Annotated in this window: 20 protein-coding genes; 6 read left to right on the forward strand and 14 right to left on the reverse strand. The window is 72.4% G+C overall.

Annotated features, from left to right (window positions below):
• Positions 1-84: 84 nt before the first annotated feature.
• The 6 genes from AB0E14_RS10225 to AB0E14_RS10250 form a co-directional block, all read right to left on the reverse strand.
• Positions 85-771: a response regulator gene (locus tag AB0E14_RS10225; protein WP_362414558.1), complete on the reverse strand. Its 687-nt coding sequence runs from the start codon at positions 769-771 to the stop codon at positions 85-87.
• A 103-nt stretch (positions 772-874) separates the two neighbouring features.
• A complete protein-coding gene (locus AB0E14_RS10230; protein WP_362414560.1) occupies positions 875-3,424 on the reverse strand; it encodes a sensor histidine kinase KdpD in 2,550 nt (849 codons plus the stop codon).
• 176 nt (positions 3,425-3,600) lie between these two features.
• On the reverse strand, positions 3,601-4,329 hold the full coding sequence (locus tag AB0E14_RS10235) for an ABC transporter ATP-binding protein (RefSeq protein WP_362414562.1): 729 nt from the start codon (positions 4,327-4,329) through the stop codon (positions 3,601-3,603).
• A 156-nt stretch (positions 4,330-4,485) separates the two neighbouring features.
• On the reverse strand, positions 4,486-5,247 hold the full coding sequence (locus tag AB0E14_RS10240; RefSeq protein ID WP_361967363.1) for a DUF3710 domain-containing protein: 762 nt from the start codon (positions 5,245-5,247) through the stop codon (positions 4,486-4,488).
• 1 nt (position 5,248) lies between these two features.
• Positions 5,249-5,764 (reverse strand): dUTP diphosphatase, encoded by a 516-nt coding sequence (gene dut / locus AB0E14_RS10245; protein ID WP_362012322.1) that lies wholly within the window; start codon positions 5,762-5,764, stop codon positions 5,249-5,251.
• Positions 5,764-6,348 (reverse strand): PaaI family thioesterase, encoded by a 585-nt coding sequence (locus AB0E14_RS10250; protein WP_362414565.1) that lies wholly within the window; start codon positions 6,346-6,348, stop codon positions 5,764-5,766. Before AB0E14_RS10250 ends, dut begins: the two co-directional genes overlap by 1 nt.
• Positions 6,349-6,406: 58 nt before the next feature.
• Between AB0E14_RS10250 and AB0E14_RS10255 the strand changes: the two genes are divergently transcribed.
• The gene (locus AB0E14_RS10255) at positions 6,407-6,904 is read left to right on the forward strand and encodes a DUF3093 domain-containing protein (protein WP_362414567.1); all 498 of its coding nucleotides are present in this window, start codon (positions 6,407-6,409) and stop codon (positions 6,902-6,904) included.
• A gap of 34 nt (positions 6,905-6,938) precedes the next feature.
• Here AB0E14_RS10255 and AB0E14_RS10260 read toward each other — a convergent pair whose 3' ends face one another.
• The 4 genes from AB0E14_RS10260 to AB0E14_RS10275 all read right to left on the reverse strand — a co-directional run bounded on the left by AB0E14_RS10260 (position 6,939) and on the right by AB0E14_RS10275 (position 10,512).
• The gene (locus tag AB0E14_RS10260) at positions 6,939-7,916 is read right to left on the reverse strand and encodes a hypothetical protein (RefSeq protein WP_362414569.1); all 978 of its coding nucleotides are present in this window, start codon (positions 7,914-7,916) and stop codon (positions 6,939-6,941) included.
• Positions 7,917-7,928: 12 nt separating this feature from the next.
• Complete coding sequence (locus tag AB0E14_RS10265; RefSeq protein ID WP_003955561.1) at positions 7,929-8,225, reverse strand: DUF4193 domain-containing protein; 297 nt, start codon at positions 8,223-8,225, stop codon at positions 7,929-7,931.
• Positions 8,226-8,618: 393 nt separating this feature from the next.
• Entirely contained in the window at positions 8,619-9,854 is a 1,236-nt protein-coding gene (locus AB0E14_RS10270; RefSeq protein WP_362414571.1) for a HAMP domain-containing sensor histidine kinase, read from the reverse strand.
• A 4-nt stretch (positions 9,855-9,858) separates the two neighbouring features.
• Positions 9,859-10,512: a response regulator transcription factor gene (locus AB0E14_RS10275; protein ID WP_362414573.1), complete on the reverse strand. Its 654-nt coding sequence runs from the start codon at positions 10,510-10,512 to the stop codon at positions 9,859-9,861.
• Positions 10,513-10,922: 410 nt separating this feature from the next.
• Between AB0E14_RS10275 and AB0E14_RS10280 the strand changes: the two genes are divergently transcribed.
• On the forward strand, positions 10,923-11,096 hold the full coding sequence (locus AB0E14_RS10280; RefSeq protein WP_361967377.1) for a hypothetical protein: 174 nt from the start codon (positions 10,923-10,925) through the stop codon (positions 11,094-11,096).
• A 75-nt stretch (positions 11,097-11,171) separates the two neighbouring features.
• On the opposite strand, the gene AB0E14_RS10285 is transcribed toward AB0E14_RS10280, so the two are convergent.
• A complete protein-coding gene (locus AB0E14_RS10285) occupies positions 11,172-12,002 on the reverse strand; it encodes an inositol monophosphatase family protein (protein WP_362414575.1) in 831 nt (276 codons plus the stop codon).
• Positions 12,003-12,010: 8 nt separating this feature from the next.
• A complete protein-coding gene (locus AB0E14_RS10290; RefSeq protein WP_362414577.1) occupies positions 12,011-13,138 on the reverse strand; it encodes a ferrochelatase in 1,128 nt (375 codons plus the stop codon).
• 182 nt (positions 13,139-13,320) lie between these two features.
• Here AB0E14_RS10290 and AB0E14_RS10295 point away from each other — a divergent pair, with 182 nt between their 5' ends.
• A complete protein-coding gene (locus AB0E14_RS10295; RefSeq protein WP_362414579.1) occupies positions 13,321-14,583 on the forward strand; it encodes an MFS transporter in 1,263 nt (420 codons plus the stop codon).
• Positions 14,522-15,862 carry a D-arabinono-1,4-lactone oxidase gene (locus AB0E14_RS10300; RefSeq protein ID WP_362414581.1) on the forward strand — a complete coding sequence of 447 codons (1,341 nt, stop codon included), beginning with the start codon at positions 14,522-14,524 and terminating at the stop codon, positions 15,860-15,862. Before AB0E14_RS10295 ends, AB0E14_RS10300 begins: the two co-directional genes overlap by 62 nt.
• A gap of 30 nt (positions 15,863-15,892) precedes the next feature.
• On the opposite strand, the gene AB0E14_RS10305 is transcribed toward AB0E14_RS10300, so the two are convergent.
• On the reverse strand, positions 15,893-16,687 hold the full coding sequence (locus AB0E14_RS10305) for a hypothetical protein (protein WP_362414583.1): 795 nt from the start codon (positions 16,685-16,687) through the stop codon (positions 15,893-15,895).
• Between the two features lie 418 nt (positions 16,688-17,105).
• On the opposite strand from AB0E14_RS10305, the gene sepH reads away from it, so the two are divergent.
• Positions 17,106-18,170 (forward strand): septation protein SepH, encoded by a 1,065-nt coding sequence (gene sepH, locus AB0E14_RS10310; protein ID WP_362414585.1) that lies wholly within the window; start codon positions 17,106-17,108, stop codon positions 18,168-18,170.
• A gap of 78 nt (positions 18,171-18,248) precedes the next feature.
• On the opposite strand, the gene AB0E14_RS10315 is transcribed toward sepH, so the two are convergent.
• Positions 18,249-19,085 (reverse strand): sulfurtransferase, encoded by an 837-nt coding sequence (locus AB0E14_RS10315; RefSeq protein ID WP_362414587.1) that lies wholly within the window; start codon positions 19,083-19,085, stop codon positions 18,249-18,251.
• Between the two features lie 275 nt (positions 19,086-19,360).
• Between AB0E14_RS10315 and AB0E14_RS10320 the strand changes: the two genes are divergently transcribed.
• Positions 19,361-20,134 carry a VOC family protein gene (locus AB0E14_RS10320; RefSeq protein WP_362414589.1) on the forward strand — a complete coding sequence of 258 codons (774 nt, stop codon included), beginning with the start codon at positions 19,361-19,363 and terminating at the stop codon, positions 20,132-20,134.
• Positions 20,135-20,251: the final 117 nt, after the last annotated feature.

Below are 20,251 nucleotides of genomic sequence, written 5' to 3' on the forward strand. Positions count from 1 at the left end.
GACCGGCGTACCGTTTCGCCCCGGATCGGCGGCCTGTTCCGCCCCAGGACCGGCTGCCCGTTTCGACCCGGTTCGGTGGCCGTGTCAGTGCTCGAAGCGGTAGCCCATTCCCGGCTCCGTGACGAAGTGCTTCGGGTGCGAGGGGTCGGCCTCCAGCTTGCGCCGCAGCTGGGCCATGTACACCCGCAGGTAGTTGGTCTCGGTGCCGTACGACGGGCCCCAGACCTCCTGCAGGAGCTGCTTCTGGCTCACCAGGCGGCCGCTGTTGCGGACGAGGACCTCCAGCAGGTGCCACTCGGTGGGCGTGAGACGGACGTCCCGCCCGTCCCGGTGGACCTTCTTCGCGGCCAGGTCGACGGTGAAGTCCTCCGTCTCGACGGTCACGACGCCGTCGTCCCCGCCGCCGACCGGCTCTGCCCTGCGTACCGCGGCCCGCAGCCTGGCCAGCAGCTCGTCCATGCCGAAGGGCTTGGTGACGTAGTCGTCGGCGCCGGCGTCGAGCGCCTCGACCTTCTCGTCGGAGGTCTGGCGCGCCGAGAGCACCAGGATCGGCACGCGGGTCCAGCCACGCAGGCCCTTGATGACCTCGACGCCGTCGAGGTCCGGCAGGCCGAGGTCGAGGACGACCACGTCGGGGTGGCGTTCGGCGGCGAGCCGAAGGGCGGTGGCGCCGTCGGGGGCGGCGTCCACCTCGTACTTGCGCGCCTTGAGGTTGATCACCAGCGCGCGGACGATCTGCGGCTCGTCGTCGACGACGAGAACCCGGGTCATCGAGGGCTTCCTTCTCTCTCTGCTTCGTACGTCTGGAGGAACGGGGTCGTCCCCATGGGCGGGGCGGACGAGGAGGGCGGGTAGGTCGGGGAGGTTCGTGCGGTCACGTGGTGATCCGGGCGGCGGACACGTCGGAGTCCGAGGGCGGCAGCTGCCCGGTCACGGCCCTGAGGGACAACGTCATCGTCAGGCCGCCACCGGGCGTGTCCTCCGCGGTGATCGTGCCCCCCATGGCCTCGACGAAGCCCCGGGCGACCGCGAGACCGAGGCCGACGCCCGAACCCCGCGGGGCGTCCCCGAAGCGCTGGAACGGCTCGAAGATCCGCTCCTTGCTCTCCTCCGGCACCCCCGGGCCCCGGTCGACCACGCGCAGTTCGACCCGGTCGCCCAGTGCGCTGGCGGAGACGGCCACCGGCGTCCCGTCGGGGCTGTACTTGACGGCGTTCTCGACGACGTTGGCGACGACCCGCTCCAGGAGCCCCTTGTCGACCTCCACCATCGGCAGGGTCTCGGGGATGTCCAGCTCGGCGCTCCCGTCCGGCACACCACCGAGCGCCATGGGGACCACCTCGTCCAGGTCGATGGGGCGGATCAGGGGCGTGACGGTGCCGGTCTGGAGCCGGGACATGTCGAGGAGATTACCGACGAGGTGGTCGAGCCGGTCCGCGCCTTCCTCGATGCCCGCGAGGAGTTCCGCCCGGTCCTCCTCGGACCAGTCCACGTCGTCGGAGCGCAGGGAGGAGACGGAGGCCTTGATGCCGGCCAGCGGGGTACGCAGGTCATGGCTGACGGCCGCGAGGAGCGAGGTACGGATCTTGTTGCCCTCGGCCAGCTTGCGGGCCTGTTCCGCCTCGCCCACGAGCCGCTGCCGGTCCAGGACGACCGCGGCCTGGGCGGCGAAGGCGCCGAGCACGCGTCGGTCCTCGGCGGGCAGGACCCGGCCGGTCAGCGCGAGCGCGAGGTGCTCGCCGACGGGCATGTCCACGTCCGCGTCCTCGGGGCGGGCGACGGGGCGCTGTCCCACGCTGGCGGCGCAGACCCACGGCTCGACGTCGCTCTCGCGTTCGAGGAGGACGACCGACTCCATGGAGAAGGTCTCCCTGACCCGTTCGAGCAGGGCCTCCAGGCTGGACTCACCGCGCAGCACGCTCCCCGCCAGGTACGAGAGCACCTCGGACTCGGCGCGCAGCCGGGCGGCCTGGTGGGTGCGCCGGGCGGCGAGGTCGACGACGGAGGCGACGGAGACGGCGACGCCGAAGAAGACGGCGATGGCCACGATGTTCTTCGGGTCGGCGATGGTGATCTGGTGCACCGGCGGGGTGAAGAACCAGTTGAGCAGGAACGAGCCGAAGGCGACCGACGCGAGGGCCGGCAGCAGCCCGCCGAGCAGCGCCGAGGCCACGGTCAGCGCCAGGAACAGCAGCATGTCGTTGGCGAGACCGAGGTCGGCGTCGATGTGGGTCAGGAGCAGGGCGAGCAGCGCGGGTCCCACGATGCCGACCAGCCAGCCCCAGATGATCCGGGAGCGGCCGAGCCGGGCGCCCCGGGCGACGGGCAGGCCGCGGCCCTTGGCGACCTCGTCGTGGGTGACGATGTGGACGTCGAGGTCCGGGCCGGACTCGCGGGCCACGGTCTGGCCGACGCCGGGCCCGAGCATGTACTGCCAGGTCTTGCGGCGGCTGGAGCCGAGGACGATCTGCGTGGCGTTGACCCCCCGGGCGAACTCCAGGAGGGCCGAGGGGATGTCGTCGCCGATGACGTGATGGAACGTTCCGCCCAGGTCCTCGACCAGCGTGCGCTGGACGGCGAGCTCCTTGGGCGAGGCGGCGGTGAGGCCGTCGCTGCGGGCGATGTAGACGGCGAGCACCTCGCCGCCCGCGCCCTTCTCGGCCAGTCGCGCGCCGCGCCGGATGAGGGTGCGGCCCTCGGGGCCGCCGGTGAGGCCCACGACGATCCGCTCACGGGCCTGCCAGGTGGAGCGGATGCCATGCTCGCCCCGGTACTGCTGGAGGTACTCGTCGACCCGGTCGGCGGTCCACAGCAGGGCCAGTTCGCGCAGGGCCGTCAGGTTGCCGGGGCGGAAGTAGTTGGCGAGGGACGCGTCGATCCGGTCGGGTTTGTAGATGTTGCCGTGGGCCATGCGTCTGCGCAGGGCCTGGGGCGACATGTCGACGAGTTCGATCTGGTCGGCGCGGCGCACGACCTCGTCGGGGACGGTCTCCTGCTGGCGCACGCCGGTGATCGACTCGACGACGTCGCCCAGCGATTCGAGGTGCTGGATGTTGACGGTGGATATGACGTCGATCCCGGCCGCGAGCAGTTCCTCGACGTCCTGCCAGCGCTTGGAGTTCCGGGAGCCCGGCACGTTGGTGTGGGCCAGTTCGTCCACCAGGGCGACGGCGGGCTTCCTGGCCAGGACACCGTCGACGTCCATCTCGGTGAAGGTGGCGCCCCGGTGGGCGAGGGTGCGGCGCGGGACCTGCTCCAGGCCGTGCAGCATCACTTCGGTGCGGGGCCGCTCATGGTGCTCCACGAACGCGACGACGCAGTCGGTGCCGCGTTCGACGCGGCGATGTGCCTCGGAGAGCATCGCGTACGTCTTGCCGACGCCCGGTGCCGCGCCGAGGTAGATCCGTAGCTTGCCGCGTCCCATGCCATGACCTTACGTCCAGAGAATCGGACATTCCGCACCAGGAGCAAGGCCGACAAGCTGTATTGACGTGATTCTGATGGGCCCTGCGGCGATGGGGCGGAAAGGTGGCCGGCGCTTCCGCTCGGCGCCGCCACAGGCCTGGCGCGGGATGCCCGGTTTCGGCGGCGCGCGAGCGTTCAGTGCTCGATGATCTCGCCGTCGTTCAGTTCGAGCACGCGGTCCGCGAGGCCCAGGAGCTGGGCGTCGTGGGTGGCCACCAGAGCCGTCACGCCCTCGCTGCGGACCACGGCGCGCAGCAGGTGCATCACGGCGAGTCCGGTCTCCGCGTCGAGCTGGCCGGTCGGCTCGTCGGCGATCAGCAGGGCCGGCTTGTTGGCCAGGGCCCGGGCGATGGCGACGCGCTGCTGCTGGCCGCCCGAGAGCTCGCCGGGCCGCTGGGCCGCGTGGTCGGCGAGGCCGACCAGGGCGAGCAGGAGGGCCACCCGCTCCTCGCGCCCCTTGGGGTCGGCCTTGCGCAGCCGCAGCGGTACGCCCACGTTCTCGGCGGCGGTCAGGATCGGGATGAGCCCGAAGGACTGGAAGATGAAGCCGATGCGGTCCCGGCGCAGCGCGAGCAGCCCGTCCTCGCCCAGCTCGGCGAGGTCGGTCCCGTCGATGGTGATCCGGCCGCCGTCGGGGCCGTCCAGGCCGCCGACCAGGTTGAGCAGGGTGGTCTTGCCGGAGCCGGAGCGGCCCTTCAGCGCGACGAGCTCCCCGCGCGCGAGGTCGAAGGAGACCCCGCGCAGGGCGTGGACGGCGGCCTCGCCCGTGCCGTACGAGCGGCGCAGGTCCTGGACGCGGACCATGGGTCCGCCGGTCGGGTCCTCGGCGACGGCCGTGCCGGACCGGGCGCTGCTCTCACTCATCGCTGTGCTCCCCCTCGTCGAACGTGTGCGCCCGTCAGTATGGGCCGCCGAGGGCCCGCCGGGCCAGGGGCCGGACATGCCGGTGGGCCGTATTCCGGACAGCCTGTCCGGAATACGGCCCACCGGGCTCACTCACGAGGGAGTACGGATATCAGGTCAGCGGACCTCGGTGATCTCCGGTCCGCGCTGGAGCTGACCCATGCCGCCGGAGAAGCGGGAGCCCTCCTGCTCGTCCTGCTGCACGCCGTCCGGCACCATCTGCGCGTCGTTGGGCAGCTTGAGGACGATCGGGTCGCGCGGGGCCATCGGGCCCTCGCCCCGGACCACCACGGTGTCCCGGACGATCTGCTCCAGCAGACCGGCGGCCTCGGGCTGCACCGCGCCCTGACCGGAGATGACTCCGCGCAGGAACCAGCGGGGCCCGTCGACACCCACGAAGCGCACCAGCTGCACACCGCCGGTGCCGTCCGGCAGCTGCACCGGGACCTGGGCCCGCAGCTCCCAGCCCAGCGGCCCCTCGACCTCGTCGATGACACCGCCCTGCTGGGTGATGCCGGAGGCGATCTCCTCGCGGACCTCGCCCCAGATGCCTTCCTTCTTCGGCGCGGCGAAGGCCTGCAGCTGTACGGCGCTGTTCTGCAGCACCACGGTGGCCGCGACGATCGCGTCGCCCGCCACCTCGACCCGGAGCTCCATGCCCTCGACTCCGGGCACGAAGATCCCGCCGAGGTCCACCCGGCCGTCCTCCGGCTTGGAGACCTCGGAGATGTCCCACGGTCCGTCGGGCCGGGGCGCCGGCGGAAGGTTCACCCGACGCGGCGCGCCGGCCGTGTCGTCAGTGTCGACCTCGTCGACGACCTGCTCGGCCTCGCCCGCCGCGTCCTCAGCGGTACCGCTCTTCTTGCGACGTCCGAACACGTCACTGTCCTTCCCGGTCGGATACGACCGAAGCGTATCGATTCCCACCCGTTGTGCCGTCCACGGCGGCATGACCGCCGGTGGACCCGAAGCCCCCCTCGGCCCGCGCCGATCCGGGAAGCTCCGCCACCTCGTGGAAGCGCACCTTCTCGACCTGCTGGACGACCAGTTGGGCAATCCGGTCGAACCGTTCGAACCGCACGCTCTCGCGCGGGTCCAGATTGACCACGATCACCTTGATCTCTCCACGGTACCCGGCATCCACCGTCCCTGGGGCATTCACGAGTGCCACTCCGCACCGAGCGGCCAGGCCGGAGCGGGGGTGCACGAAGGCGGCGTAGCCGTCGGGGAGCGCGATGGAGACCCCGGTGGGCAGGACGGCCCGCTCGCCGGGGGCCAGGACGGCCGCCTCGGTGGTCACCAGATCGGCCCCGGCGTCGCCGGGGTGGCCGTAGGCCGGGATCGGCACGTCGGGGTCGACGCGGCGGATCAGGACGTCGAGAGGGGGGTTGCTCATCAGGGGTTCACCTCGAAGGCGCGGGCGCGCCGGACCTGGTCGGGGTCGGACATGGCGGCCTGGATCTCCTCCGGGCGGCCGTTGTCGATGAAGTGGTCGACCTTGACCTCGATGAAGAGGGCGTCGGCGCGGACGGCGACGGGGCCTTCGGGCCCGCCGATCCGGCCGACGGCGGTCGAGTAGATCTTGCGCCCGTGCACGGCGGTGACCTGGGCCTCCAGGTGCAGGACGGTGCCGACGGGGACGGGCCGGGCGAAGTCGGTCTCCAGGCGTCCGGTGACGGCGATGACCCGCAGCAGCCAGTTCAGGGAGCCGAGGGTCTCGTCGAGCGCGGTGGCGAGGACGCCGCCGTGCGCGAGACCGGGGGCGCCCTGGTGGTCGGCGGTCACCGTGAACTCGGCAGTGACGCTCACGCCCTCGCCGGCCCGCGCCTCCAGGTGCAGCCCGTGGGGCTGCCCGCCGCCGCACCCGAAGCAGTACGCGTAGTGCGCGCCGAGCAGCTCGCCGGGGGCGGGCGCGTCGGGGTGGCGTACCGGCGGTATGGCGTCGGCCGGCGGGGTGAGGGCAGGAGATGTCGCGGTCACAGGCGCAGACCTTACCCGCGAGTCCGGGCGCGGGTCGCGCCGTGCCAAGCTTGGACGCATGCAGCCTTCCGCCTCCTCCCCCGTTCCGCCCGCCGCGGCGGCCTCGGCGCCGCGTTTCGACGAGCGGCTGACCGCCCCAGGATCCTGGTGGGTCATCGCGGCTCTGCTGGGTCTCAGCGGCGGCCTGGTGATGTTCCCGCTGGGCACGGTGCCGCTGCTGGGCGGTGTGATCGTCGCGGGCGCGCTGGCGGCGGCGGCCGTCTCCTCGTACGGCTCGGCGCGGATCCGGGTGGTGGCCGGTTCGCTGGTCGCGGGCGACGCGCGGATCCCGGCGTCGGCCCTCGGGACGCCGGAGGTGCTGGACGAGGAGGAGGCGCGCGCCTGGCGCACCTTCAAGGCCGATCCGCGCGCCTTCATGCTGCTGCGCAGCTACGTGCCGCGGGCGGTCCGGATCGAGGTCACCGACCCCGCGGACCCGACCCCGTACGTCTACCTCTCCAGCCGCGACCCGGAGGGCCTGGCGGCCGCGATCGAGGCGGCCCGCGCGGAGGTCTGAGCCGGCCCGCGCCCGCCGCGCCGGAAGCCGGCGGCTAGAAGCCGATCTGCTTGGGGTTCTCGGGCTGCTCCAGCGGGGGCAGCCCCTCCAGGGCGTCCCAGGGGACCTGTCGCGCGCGCAGGTCCTTGCGGACGTGCTGGGCGAGCTTCCTGGTGTCCCGGCGGTTCATCACGGCGCCCACGGCCGCGCCGACCATGAACGGCATGAGGTTGGGCAGGTTGCGCACCATGCGCTTCATGATCTGCTGGCGCAGCTCGCGCTTGAGCTGGCCGCCGAGCGCCGCGTTCACGGTGGTCGGCTTGGTGGGGTCGATGCCCCGCTCCTCGGTCCAGGAGGTCAGATAGGCGGTCGACCGCTGGGTGATCCCGCCGGGGGGCCTGAGTCCGTACACCTCGTGGAGCTCGGCGATGAGCTTGAGCTCGATCGCGGCGACTCCGGTGATCTCCGCGGCCAGCTCGGCGGGCATGGCCGGGGGTACGGGCAGCATGGCGGCCGCGCCGACGCCGGCGCCGACGGTCGAGCTGGCGTTGCAGGCGCCCGTGACGAGTTTGTCGGCGATCTGCTCGGGGCCGAGCCCGGGGAAGTGCTTGCGCAGGGTCGCCAGGTCCCGGACGGGGACGCGCGGGGCGATCTCGATGATCCGGTCGGCGAGGTAGCCGATGCCCGCTCTGGCGCTCTCGCCGCCGCGCTTCACGCCGCGTTTGACGGCGTCGATCCGCGCGCGGTCGAGTTTCATACGGTCCAGCTGGGCGCGCGCCGGGTCGGCGACGCGTTTGGCGAGGCGGCCGCCGCGTGAGGCTTCCCGCTCCTCCGGTTCCGGAGCCGTGGCTGCTTCGAGCGAGGCCGAGGGGCCTCGCTCGTCGTCACGTGCGCCGAGGGAGGGCAGGAGGGCGGTCTGCTCGGCCGGCGCGGCCTCCTGGGCCACGTCGGCCGCGTTCGATCCGCCCTGGTACGCGTCCGGCCTCCCAGGAAGCCGGAAGCGTCGCTTCCGAGACGGTGAGTCGCCTGCCACGGTCGACCGATCTCAGTCGCAGTCGCGGCAGATCGGCTGGCCGTTCTTCTCCCGAGCCAGCTGGCTGCGGTGGTGCACGAGGAAGCAGCTCATGCAGGTGAACTCGTCGGCCTGCTTCGGCAGGACCCGGACGGCCAGCTCCTCGTTCGAGAGGTCGGCCCCGGGCAGCTCCAGGCCTTCGGCGGCCTCGAACTCGTCGACGTCGACCGTCGAGGTCGACTTGTCGTTCCGGCGGGCCTTCAGTTCCTCAAGGCTGTCCGAATCGACGTCGTCGTCGGTCTTGCGTGGGGTGTCGTAATCCGTTGCCATGTCGCTCTCCCCCTCTGGGTGGTTGCGGTGTCTCCAGCGCACGTAACGCGTGAGAGGCCGGACTTGTGCCCGACCCGAGGCGGAGATTTTGCCTCACATCAAGGTCTGTTACTCAATCGACACCCAACCGGCCCTCTCACGAGTGATCGGCGTTGGGTGGCGAACCGGACCGTACACGGTCCTCCTGCCGCCCTTCACGGGCGCCACCCCGTGTACTTCCCGTCATCCAGGGCCCGGGAAACCCGGACTTTTCCGGGTTTTCCCATGAATTCTCGATCACGGAGAGTAGAGCGCCGGATGCGCGCTCCTGTGATCGATCACACACGTGCGTCTCAGGAACGGGACCCGGAATTCCGCGCAAAGCGAACGGAACCGGTTGGTACTCGAAGTGTGTCAGATCGGCAGAGTGACACGCATCACGAGACCGCCGCCTTCACGGGGCTCCGCGATGATACGGCCACCGTGGGCGCGCGCGACGGATCGGGCGATCGACAGGCCGAGTCCGACGCCCTTGTCGCTCCCGGTCCGCTCCTGCCGCAGCCGTCTGAACGGCTCGAAGAGGTTGTCGATCTCGTACGCGGGAACCACGGGACCCGTGTTCGAGACGACGAGGACCGCCTGACCCTGCTCGGTCGCGGTGGTGACCTCGACCCAGCCGTCCTCCGGCACGTTGTACCGCACGGCGTTCTGGACCAGGTTCAGGGCGATCCGCTCCAGGAGCACGCCATTGCCCTGCACGACGGCCAGGGCGCGCTCGCCGCGGATCTCCACGCCCTTGGCCTGGGCCTCGGCGTGCACCTGGTCGATGGCGCGCGAGGCGACCTCCGCGAGGTCGACCGGCTTGCGCTCGACGATCTGGTTGTCGCTGCGGGCGAGCAGCAGCAGGCCCTCGACCAGCTGCTCGCTGCGCTCGTTGGTGGCGAGCAGGGTCTTGCCGAGCTGCTGGAGCTCGACCGGCGCCCCCGGGTCGGAGAGATGGACCTCCAGGAGCGTGCGGTTGATCGCCAGCGGAGTGCGCAGCTCGTGCGAGGCGTTGGCGACGAACCGCTGCTGGGCGGTGAAGGCCCGCTCCAGGCGCTCCAGCATCTCGTCGAAGGTGTCCGCGAGCTCCTTCAGCTCGTCGTCCGGGCCGTCCAGCTCGATCCGGCGCGCCAGGTCGGAGCCGGCCACCTGGCGGGCGGTCCGGGTGATCCGCCCCAGCGGGGACAAGACGCGGCCGGCCATGGCGTAGCCGAAGGCGAAGGCGATGATGCTCAGCCCCATGAGGGCGAACAGGGAGCGGCGCAGGAGGTCGCCGAGCGCCATGTCCCGCTGGTGCTGCAGACAGGCCGAGACGGCTTCGTTGAGCTGCTCTCCGGTGCCCTGGACGGGGAGCTGGCACCAGGAGGTGGTCGGCTGGACCTTGCCCTCGACGACCTTGAAGGGCAGCTCGGACGCGCTGTCGCCGAGGGCCTGCGCGGTGAAGAGGTAGATGATCGACAGCAGCAGGATGCCGGCGATCAGGAACATGCCGCCGTACAGCAGCGTGAGCCGTATCCGGATGGTCGGGCGGAGCAGGGGCCTGACCGGGTCCCTCGGGTCCCAGGTCGGCTTCGGGGGCGCCTGTGGGTGCGCCGGTGTCGAGGCCACCGCGTCAGATCCGGTAGCCGGAGCCGGGCACGGTGACGATGACCGGCGGCTCGCCCAGCTTTCGGCGCAGGGTCATCACCGTGACCCGTACGACGTTGGTGAACGGGTCGGTGTTCTCGTCCCAGGCCTTCTCCAGGAGCTGCTCGGCCGAGACGACGGCGCCCTCGCTGCGCATCAGGACCTCCAGGACGGCGAACTCCTTCGGCGCGAGCTGGACCTCCTTGCCCTCGCGGAAGACCTCGCGGCGGTTCGGGTCGAGCTTGATGCCCGCGCGCTCCAGGACGGGCGGCAGGGGCACGGTGGTGCGCCGGCCGAGGGCGCGCACGCGCGCGGTGAGCTCACTGAAGGCGAAGGGCTTCGGCAGGTAGTCGTCGGCGCCGAGCTCCAGGCCCTCGACGCGGTCGCTGACGTCGCCCGCGGCGGTGAGCATCAGGATCCGCGTGGGCATGCCCAGCTCGACGATCTTGCGGCAGACGTCGTCGCCGTGGACCAGCGGAAGGTCGCGGTCGAGGACGACCACGTCGTAGTCGTTCACCCCGACCCGCTCCAGGGCGGCGGCGCCGTCGTACACGACGTCGACGGCCATGGCCTCCCGGCGCAGTCCGGTGGCCACCGCATCGGCGAGCAGCTGCTCGTCCTCGACGACGAGTACGCGCACGTCGGTCATTCCTTCCTGTGGGCCCCTGCCCTCAACGCGGACCGGGCGGTCTGATCACTCTTCCGAGCACTGACTGTGCGTGTCCATCCTGCCCCGTACGCGCGTAAACCGGCTGTAAGACGGCCTGCGGGAGGCAGGACCGGGGCGTCACGGAAGGTGGGGGGCGTGTGGAAGCACGGCGGGGGCCAGAGGGGGGCGTGCGAAGAATTCACCTTGTTCTCGGGCCAGTTGAGGTTTCTCTGAGGAAGCACCTGGGGAGGACGTCTGCACACCCCGTGATCACACTCTGCTTCGTGGCACGCGTACATGGCCGCCACGGGCCGCTCTGTCCCCCCAGAGGCTCGCAGCGTGTGGTCCACCCACCCTCGGCACACCCCCGTGCCAACGACCCATGACGAGGGGGCGCAACCATGGACGCTTTCACCGCAGGACTGCTGCAGCGCATAAGGACCGCGCAGACCGACCTCACACGGGCACGCGAGACGGGCGACGACTTCCTCGCGGAGGTCGAGCAGGCCGAGCTCGACGACCTGCACCGACTGGCCGCCGAGCACGGCGTGGAGGTCGGCGCCGCCAGCGTCTGACCTCGTACGGAGAGGCCCCGGTGTCCACGGCACCGGGGTCTCTTCGCATGTCCGGGCCTCGTCGGCCAGGGGCGCTCAGTCGTGCCAGGCCCCGAGCTCCTCCAGGAGCGTCTGGAGGGGCTCGAAGACGCCCGGCGGGGCCGCGACGGCCAGTTCGCCCGACGGGCGCTCGCCGGGCCGTCCGCCGGTCAGGGCGCCCGCCTCGCGGGCGATCAGGTCCCCGGCGGCGAGGTCCCAGGGGTTCAGGCCCCGCTCGTAGTAGCCGTCGAGCCGGCCGGCGGCGACGTCGCAGAGGTCGATGGCGGCCGACCCGCCGCGCCGGATGTCGCGCAGCCGCGGGATCATCCGCTGGGCGATGTCGGCCTGGTGGGCGCGGCGGGTCTGGACGTAGGCGAAGCCGGTGGAGATCAGCGCCTGGTCCATCGGGGGCGCGGGGCGGACCGCGAGGCGGCGCTCGCCGTCCGCTGCGGTGACGTACGCGCCGCCGCCGAGCACCGCGCGGTACGTCTCGTTCCGCATCGGTGCCTCGACCACGCCGACGAGGGCCTCGCCGTCGCGCTCGGCGGCGATGGAGACGGCCCAGGTCGGCAGCCCGTAGAGGTAGTTCACGGTCCCGTCGAGGGGGTCGATGACCCAGCGGACGCCGCTGGTGCCGGGGGTGGCGGCACCCTCCTCGCCGAGGAAGCCGTCGTCCGGCCGGTGCTCGGCGAGGAAGCCGGTGATCAGCTTCTCCGCCGCGATGTCCATCTCCGTGACGACGTCGATGGGGCTGGTCTTGGTCCTGGCGACCGCCAGGTCGTCCGGTCGGCCGTCACGCAGCAGGGCGCCGGCCCGGCGCGCCGCCTCCAGGGCGAGGCCGAGCAGCTCGGTCGACAGGGCGTCGTGCGGTGCGGGGTTCTCGGTCACGGGGCTCCTCAGGCGTAGGGGCTGTCGGCGCCGGCGGCCGCGGGCCGCTCCGCCCGGGCGGGGCAGCAGCCGATCGGGCAGAGGTCGTGGGAGGCGCCCAGGCTCCCGAGCGCGCAGCGCTCGACCCGGGCACCGCGCTCGCCCGCCGCGCGTTCCAGGACCAGGTCCCGTACGGCCGCGGCGAACCGGGGGTCGGAGCCGACGGTCGCCGAGCGGCGCACCGGCAGGCCCAGCTCGGCGGCCTTCGCGGTGGCTTCGGTGTCGAGGTCGTAGAGGACCTCCATGTGGTCCGAGACGAAGCCGATCGGGACCATCACGGCGGCCGGGACGCCGGCGCCGTGCAGCTCCTCCAGGTGGTCGCAGATGTCCGGCTCCAGCCACGGGATGTGGGGGGCGCCGCTGCGCGACTGGTAGACGAGCTGCCAGGGGTGGGCGACACCGGTCTCCTCGCGGACGGCGTCGACGATCACCCGGGCCACGTCCAGGTGCTGGCGCACGTAGGCGCCGCCCTCGCCGTGGTCGCCCACGGGTCCTGAGGAGTCCGCGGCCGAGTCCGGGATGGAGTGGGTGGTGAAGGCGAGGTGCGCCTCGGCCCGGACGGACTCGTCGAGCTCGGCGAGGGAGGCGAGGACGCCCTCGACCATGGGGCGGACGAAGCCGGGGTGGTTGAAGTAGTGCCTGAGCTTGTCGACGCGGGGCAGCGGCAGCCCCTCCGCCTCCAGCTCCGAGAGCGCGTCGGCGAGGTTCTCGCGGTACTGGCGGCAGCCGGAGTACGAGGCGTACGCGCTGGTGGTGAGGACGGCGATGTGGCGTCGGCCGTCGGTGACCATCTCCCGCAGGGTGTCGGTGAGGTACGGCGCCCAGTTCCGGTTTCCCCAGTAGACCGGCAGGTCGAGGCCGGCCCGCGCGAAGTCCTCGCGCAGCGCGTCGAGCAGCGCGCGGTTCTGGTCGTTGATCGGGCTGACGCCGCCGAACAGGAAGTAGTGCTGCCCCACTTCCTTCAGCCGTTCCTTCGGGATGCCTCGGCCGCGCGTCACGTTCTCCAGGAACGGGACCACGTCGTCCGGGCCCTCGGGGCCGCCGAAGGAGAGCAGCAGAAGGGCGTCGTACGGGGCGGGATCGTGCTGATCGGACATGGCACCGATCCTCCCACCCTTCCCCCGCCCTCGGCGGGGAGGGCCCGGGGTGGACGGCCTGCGACGGCCTCCGGCGGCCTTCGGTCCCGCCCGGCCGAAAAAGTGGCTGCGGCATCCAGTTCAAAGCCGTAGGCTTTAGCTATTAATTACACGTTTGAGCCGCTGCCTGCCCGGAGATCACCTTGCCCAGTCCCTACCGCGCGATCTTCGCTGCGCCCGGCACCGCGTCCTTCTCCGTGGCCGGCTTCATCGGCCGGATGCCGCTGTCCATGATGGGCATCGGCATCGTCACGATGATCTCCCAGGTCACCGGCCGTTACGGCCTCGCGGGCGCGCTCTCCGCGACCATGGCGATGTCGGCCGCCGTCCTCGGCCCGCTGGTCTCCCGGTTCGTCGACCGGTACGGCCAGCGCCGCGTCCTGCGACCGGTCACCCTCGTCTCGCTCGTCGCGGCGGCCGGGCTGCTGCTCTGCGTGCAGCAGAAGGCCCCGGACTGGACGCTGTTCGTCTTCACCGCGGTCATCGGCTGCGTGCCGAGCCTCGGCGCCATGACCCGGGCCCGCTGGGCGGACATCTACCGGGGCGAGGCGCGCCGACTGCACACCGCGTACTCCTGGGAGTCGATCGTCGACGAGGTGTGCTTCATCTTCGGCCCGATCATCTCCATCGGTCTGTCGACGATCTGGTTCCCCGAGGCGGGCCCGCTCTTCGCCGCCGTCTTCCTGGCGATCGGCGTCTTCTGGCTGACCTCGCTGCGGGCCACCGAGCCCGCGCCGCACCCCAAGGACGCCCACTCCGGCGGCTCGGCGCTCCGCTCCCCCGGCCTGCAGGTCCTCGCGCTCGCCTTCGTCGCCACCGGCGCGATCTTCGGCTCGATCGACGTGGTCACGGTGGCCTTCGCCGAGGAGCAGGGCCACAAGGCCGCCGCCAGCCTGGTCCTCGCGGTCTACGCGCTGGGCTCCTGTCTGGCCGGCGCCGTGTTCGGGCTGCTGCACCTCAAGGGCGAGCCGTCCCGCAGGTGGCTGGTGGGTGTCGTCGCGATGGCCGTGAGTATGATCCCCCTCCTACTGGCCGGGAACTTGCCGTTGCTGGCCGTGGCGCTCTTTGTCGCGGGCCTCTCCATCGCACCGACGATGGTGACCACGATGGCCCTCGTCGAAGCACACGTACCGCGCACACAATTGACCGAGGGCATGACCTGGACAGGGACCGGGCTGGCGATCGGTGTGGCGCTCGGCTCCTCGGCCGCCGGCTGGGTGGTCGACGCGTCGGGTGCGGAGGCGGGGTACGTGGTGCCCGTCGTCTCGGGCGCGCTCGCGGTCGCGGTGGGTCTCCTGGGGTACCGCCGGCTGCGCAGGCCGGTGCCGACGCGGGAGGGGCAGCGTGAGCACGAAGCCGAGAGCACGGTGGACGAGCGCGAGGGCGGCGAGCAGCCCGTGGCGTAACTGGGCCGGGAACGTCACCTCCCGCCCCGCGCGGGAGGTGAGCCCGGCCTCGGCCGACGAGCTGGCCGAGGCCGTCAGGACGGCCGCCGCCGAGGGGCTTCGGGTGAAGACGGTCGGCAGCGGCCACTCGTTCACCTCGATCGCCGCCACGGACGGTCTGCTCGTCCGGCCGGACCTGCTGACGGGCATCCGGCGGATCGACCGCGAGGCGATGACCGTGACCGTGGAGTCCGGCACTCCGCTCAAGCGGCTCAACGTGGCACTGGCCCGGGAGGGCCTGTCGCTCACGAACATGGGCGACATCATGGAGCAGACGGTCGCCGGGGCCACCTCCACCGGGACGCACGGCACCGGCCGCGACTCCGCCTCGATCGCCGCGCAGATCCGCGAGCTGGAGCTGGTCACCGCGGACGGCGGGCTGCTGACCTGTTCCGAGAAGGAGAACCCGGAGGTCTTCGCGGCCGCCCGGATCGGGCTCGGCGCGCTGGGCGTGGTCACGGCGATCACCTTCGCCGTCGAGCCGATATTCCTCCTCACCGCCCGCGAGGAGCCGATGACCTTCGACCGGGTCACCTCGGAGTTCGACGCGCTACACGCGGAGAACGAGCACTTCGAGTTCTACTGGTTCCCCCACACGGACAACTGCAACACCAAGCGCAACAACCGCAGCGCGGGCCCCGCGGCCCCGCCCGGTCGTGTCGGCGCCTGGATCGACGACGAGCTGCTGTCGAACGGCGTCTTCCAGCTGGCGTGTTCGGTGGGCCGGGCGGTGCCCCCGGTGATCCCGTCGATCGCCAAGGTCTCCAGCCGCGCCCTGTCGGCCCGTACGTACACCGACATCCCGTACAAGGTGTTCACCTCCCCGCGCCGGGTGCGCTTCGTGGAGATGGAGTACGCCCTGCCGCGCGAGGCGGCCGTCGCGGCGCTGCGCGAGCTGAAGGCGATGGTCGAGCGTTCGCCGCTGAAGGTCAGCTTCCCGGTGGAGGTGCGGACGGCGCCCGCCGACGACATCGCGCTCTCCACGGCCTCGGGCCGCGAGACCGCGTACATCGCCGTGCACCTCTACAAGGGCACGCCCCACCGCGCGTACTTCACCGCGGTGGAGCGCATCATGACCGCGCACGGCGGACGACCGCACTGGGGCAAGGTGCACACGCGGGACGCGGCGTACTTCTCCGAGGTCTATCCCCGCTTCGCGGAGTTCACCGCGCTGCGCGACCGACTCGACCCCGACCGGCTCTTCGCCAACGACTACCTGCGCCGCGTCCTGGGCGACTGACGGGCACTCGGGTCCTGGGGCAACCTACGGTCACTCGGCGGGCGTTCCGGCCTTCTCCGGAGCGCCCGCGCCGGTGGACGGCGGGCTCGTCGGGGGCGCCGTGGGCGTCGTCGGGCCGCTGGGAGTCGGGGTCGGCTCGGGGGTCGGCGTGGGCGTCGGGTCGCCGCCGGCGTCCGAGGGGGTGGGCGTGGGGTCGGGGGTGCGGTTTCCTCCGTCAGGCGTTCCGCCGTCGGTGGGGCCGCTGCCGCCGCCCTTCTCCTGCGGATCCTGCCGCTGTCGGGTGGGCGCGTCACCGGACGGCTGCTGCTCCTTCTCCTCGCCGCCGCGTCCGACGACCGTGCCGAAGGTCGTCGTTCCCTTGGTGCCGCTGAAGTCCTGATCGGAGATCAGTTCGTAGGCGGTGATGCCGCCCATGGCGACCACGAAGACGAGCGCGGCCCCGACGGCCGAGCGCTTCCAGCCCCGGACGCGCGTGCCGTGCGTGGTCGCCACGCCGAACTCCTCGTCGTACGGGGGTACGGCGGGCCCGCCGACGGTCGTGAGCACCTGGGTGCGGTCGGGCGCGGGGAGGTCGGCCCGGGCCCTGGACGGCTCGGCGGGGACGGCGGCCTCCCGGATCTGCTCGCCCGTGCGCTTGAAGACGTGCTGGAAGATCGAGCCGCCGCAGGTGGCGATGACACTGATCACACCGGCGCCGAGGATCGTGCCGTACACACCGAGCGTGGAGGCGAGTTTGGCCGCCACGACGGCGGCGACCGCGGAGCCCGAGACCTGAGCGACGCTCAGGTCGAGCTTCTTCTTCTCACCGTTCTTCTCCTGCTCCATACCCACAAGGGACAAATGGGCGAAGTGAATAGTTCCGTTTCCGGGTTTTCTGTGAAGAGCGCCACGTGGGGCCGGAGATCACGGAGACTCAACTCCCGTACCTCCGGAGAAGTTGAGCGGCGCGCCGGTCCACCCAGGTGGCCCGAATGGAGTACTGTGGCGATCCCTGGGTCCGGGCTCCCTCATGGGTGCCGGGTCACGGGGAGGGGGCCGAACGTGGCACTCGAAACCGGCGGCGCCGCGGCACCGTACGGTCGCCCGCTGCGGAGCGTGACATCCGGTCACTCTGCGTCGTAACTGGGTAACCGTGCCATAACGGCGTTCCAGGGTCCATGCCCGACACGCCGGGCAACTCGGCAAGGTTGTGGCAGGCTGCACCCGGGCAGGCCACACTCGACTAGCGGAAGCAGCGACGCACGTGACGTCGGCAGGCACCACCCGGGAGGTCCCCATGCCCGAACTGCGTGTCGTGGCCGTCTCCAACGACGGCACACGACTGGTGCTGAAGGCTGCTGACAGCACGGAGTACACGCTTCCGATCGACGAGCGGCTGCGCGCCGCCGTGCGCAACGACCGCGCGCGGCTCGGTCAGATCGAGATCGAGGTGGAGAGCCACCTCCGCCCGCGCGACATCCAGGCGCGGATACGTGCCGGTGCCTCCGCCGAGGAGGTCGCCCAGCTCGCCGGCATCCCCGTCGACCGCGTACGGCGCTTCGAGGGTCCCGTGCTCGCGGAGCGGGCGTTCATGGCCGAGCGGGCCCGCAAGACACCCGTGCGCCGGCCCGGCGAGAACACCGGACCGCAGCTCGGCGAGGCGGTGCAGGAGCGGCTGCTGCTGCGCGGCGCCGAGAAGGACACCGTGCAGTGGGACTCCTGGCGCCGTGACGACGGCACCTGGGAGGTCCTGCTCGTCTACCGCGTCGCCGGCGAGGTGCACACGGCCAGCTGGACGTACGACCCGCCCCGGCGGCTCGTCCAGGCCGTGGACGACGAGGCGCGCTCGCTGATCGGCGAGACCGACGACACCCTCGCGGCCGCGCCGGAGCCGAGCTTCCCGTTCGTGCCCCGGATCGCCCGGCTGCCGCGCGACCGGCCCCTGGACCGCACGCTCGACCGACAGATCGAGCGCCCTGCTCCGGTGCCCGAGCCGGAGGAGGAGCGGGACTCGCTGACCAGCCTGCTGGAAGCGGTGCCCAACTTCCGGGGCGACATGGTCGTCCCGGACCGGACCACCGAACCGCCCTCGACCGAGCCCGGCGAGGAGCCCGAGGCGGAGGAGCCCCCGGCCCCCGCCGCCTCGGCGGGCGCGGGCTCGGCCTATGCCGACGTCCTCATGCCCCGCGCGGTCTCGGGCCACCGCGACCGCCTGACCGGCACCACGGACCGCCAGGCGGAAGCGGACGGCGTCCGCCCGGGCCGCCGCGCGGCGGTCCCGAGCTGGGACGAGATCGTCTTCGGCACGCGAAGGAAGAAGCAGGACTGACGCCTTAGGGCCGTACGGGCACGTCTGACGGAGAAGGGGCTCGCGCCGGGTTCGGTGCGAGCCCCTTCCGCTTGCCGGCTACTGCGGGTCCGGGCCCTTGGCCACCGGGCGGGCCGGGTCGTTGGACCATTCCGACCAGGAGCCCGCGTAGAGGGCGGACGGGATGCCCGCGAGCGCCAGGGCGAGGACCTCGTGCGCGCCCGAGACGCCGGAGCCGCAGTAGACGCCGACCAAGCCGTCCTCCTGGGCGCCGAGCGCGTTGAAGCGGGCCGCCAGCTCCCGCGCCGGCAGGAAACGGCCGGCCTCGTCCACGTTCTCCGTCGTCGGGGCGGAGACCGCGCCCGGGATGTGGCCGCCGACGGGGTCGATCGGCTCCACGTCACCCCGGTAGCGCTCCGCCGCCCGCGCGTCGAGCAGCAGGCCCGTGCGGGCCAGGGCCGCGGCGGCGTCCGCGTCGAGCAGCCCGACCTCGCTCGGACGCGGCGCGAAGTCGCCGGGCTCCGGGCTCGGGGTCTCCTTCGACAGCTCGTGCCCCGCCGCCGTCCAGGCCGCGAGGCCGCCGTCGAGGACCCGTACGTCCGTGTGTCCGGTCCAGCGCAGCAGCCACCACGCCCGGGCGGCACCCCAGCCGAGCCCGCCGTCGTAGACGACGACCGGCGTGCCGGCGGAGACGCCCGCCCGGCGCATCGCCGCGCCGAAGACCTCCAGGTCCGGCAGCGGGTGACGGCCGCCCGGGCCGGGCGGAGCGGCCAGTTCCGCGTCCAGGTCGACGTAGACCGCTCCGGGCACGTGCCCGGCCTCGTAGTCGGGCCGTCCGGGCGGCCCGCCGAGCTGCCAACGGACGTCGAGGAGCACCGGGCGGCGCGCCGCGGCCAGGTCGCTCGCGAGATCGCTTGCGGAGATGATGGGCTTCATGGGTGCCATCCTCGCGCAGCCCGCCCCCGAACGGACCACGGCCTAGACTCCGCGGGCCGCGGAAACCCGGCGCGGCCGAGGCGCGCGCGGCGCCCGTCGGTGCGAGCATCGTGCACGGGCGCGCCCGAGGAGCGTGTACGGGGCGCGGTCGGCGGGCAGGAAACCCGCGGCGGAAGCCGAGACACCTCCAGGGCCCCGCTCCCACCCCGCCCGCACGGAGGCGTGCGCCCGGGTCCCCCGCACGGCCACGACGATGGTCCGAGGAGAGAGTGACGATGACCGAGGCGACTCGGCGCACACCCGGTACACCCTCTTGGGTGAGCTTGATGGTGCATGGGCTTGACGCGACGCGGGAGTTCTACGGCGCGCTCTTCGGCTGGGAGTTCGTCCCCGGTCCGCAGCAGCTCGGGCCGTACGACCGTGCCCTGCTCGACGGCAAGGAGGTGGCGGGCATCGGCCAGCTGCCGCCCGACCGGCACCTGCCGGTCGCCTGGACCACGTATCTGGCGACCGACGACGCCGACGAGGCCGCGGAGACCATCCGCTGCTGCGGCGGCACGGTCGCCGTCGGCCCGCTCGACGCGGGCGAGGCCGGCCGCCTGGCGATCTGCTCGGACCCTGTCGGCGCCGTCTTCGGCGTCTGGCAGGCCGGGGCGCACCGCGGCACGGCGACCGCCGGGACGCCAGGGACGCCGGTCTGGAACGAGCTCCTGACCTTCGAGACCTCGGCGGTCGCGAAGTTCTACCAGACGGTGTTCCGGTACGAGGTCGAGCCGGTCGTCTCCGCCGACTTCGACTATCTGACCCTCCACCTGGACGGACGCCCGGTGGCGGCCCTGCACGGCGTCGGCACCGCGCTCCCGCGTGACCGGGGTCCGCACTGGATGACGTACTTCGAGGTCGCCGACACGGACGCGGCCGCGCGGCTCGTCACCGAGCTGGGCGGCCAGGTCCTGCGGCCGCCCAGGGAGGGCGCGACGGGGCGGATGGCATTGGTGGCGGACCCGGAGGGGGCGGTCTTCACGATCGTCCACTCGGCGACGGTCTGACGAGCACGGCCGACGGCGAGGCCCAGCGCTCCGGGCCCTCGCCGTCGGGCCTCACCGTCGATCCTCACCTGTCGAGGCTCGACGTCACGCGCCGAGGCGCCGCTCCGGTCGCTCGCC

The organism is Streptomyces sp. NPDC047981 (assembly GCF_040653315.1).
GTDB lineage: Bacteria > Actinomycetota > Actinomycetes > Streptomycetales > Streptomycetaceae > Streptomyces.